At 51.2% G+C, this 660-nt stretch carries 6 tRNA genes; all 6 read right to left on the bottom strand.

The window, feature by feature from the left end:
* Positions 1 to 94: 94 nt before the first annotated feature.
* The 6 genes from L971_RS14710 to L971_RS14685 all read right to left on the bottom strand — a co-directional run bounded on the left by L971_RS14710 (position 95) and on the right by L971_RS14685 (position 659).
* Positions 95 to 170 (bottom strand) — tRNA-Ala (locus L971_RS14710).
* 12 nt (positions 171 to 182) lie between these two features.
* Positions 183 to 259 (bottom strand) — tRNA-Pro (locus L971_RS14705).
* Between the two features lie 5 nt (positions 260 to 264).
* A tRNA-Arg gene (locus L971_RS14700) sits at positions 265 to 341 on the bottom strand.
* 32 nt (positions 342 to 373) lie between these two features.
* Positions 374 to 460, bottom strand: a tRNA-Leu gene (locus tag L971_RS14695).
* Between the two features lie 38 nt (positions 461 to 498).
* Positions 499 to 574: transfer RNA gene (locus L971_RS14690), tRNA-Thr, on the bottom strand.
* A 9-nt stretch (positions 575 to 583) separates the two neighbouring features.
* Positions 584 to 659: transfer RNA gene (locus tag L971_RS14685), tRNA-Val, on the bottom strand.
* Between the last annotated feature and the right edge of the window lies 1 nt (position 660).

The following is a 660-nucleotide window of genomic DNA, read 5'->3' as shown; positions in this document are numbered from 1 at the left end:
CTTGAAAATGACGAAGCTTGCGCTTCAATCAAAACTTGTAAAACTTTTTTTGCCTCATCGTTCAGTTTTCAAAGTTCGTCGGTAAAAATAAGGTTGGTGGAGCCTAGCGGGATCGAACCGCTGACCTCCTGCGTGCAAGGCAGGCGCTCTCCCAGCTGAGCTAAGGCCCCAAAAAGTTATGATGGTCGGGAAGACAGGATTCGAACCTGCGACCCCTTGGTCCCAAACCAAGTGCTCTACCAAGCTGAGCTACTTCCCGAAAAATGGTGCACCCTGAGAGATTCGAACTCCCGGCCTTTAGATTCGTAGTCTAACGCTCTATCCAGCTGAGCTAAGGGTGCGAGACGAATGATCCTTCATGGATGTTTATAAATGGTACCGAGGGCCGGACTTGAACCGGCACGAGGAAACCCTCGCAGGATTTTAAGTCCTGTGCGTCTACCAATTCCGCCACCCCGGCAAGGTATAATTCATGCGGTAGACTTTTTTAAGTGAAAATGGTGCCGGCGAAAGGATTCGAACCCTCGACCCTCTGATTACAAGTCAGATGCTCTACCAACTGAGCTACACCGGCAGGTGTAAATGGTGGAGGATGACGGGATCGAACCGCCGACCCCCTGCTTGTAAGGCAGGTGCTCTCCCAGCTGAGCTAATCCTCCA

Origin of the sequence: Exiguobacterium sp. ZOR0005 (assembly GCF_000798975.1) — a bacterium.
Classification (GTDB): domain Bacteria; phylum Bacillota; class Bacilli; order Exiguobacteriales; family Exiguobacteriaceae; genus Exiguobacterium; species Exiguobacterium aurantiacum.
The sequence above is the reverse complement of the archived record's forward strand: the minus strand, read 5'-3'. Positions and strand labels throughout refer to the sequence as shown.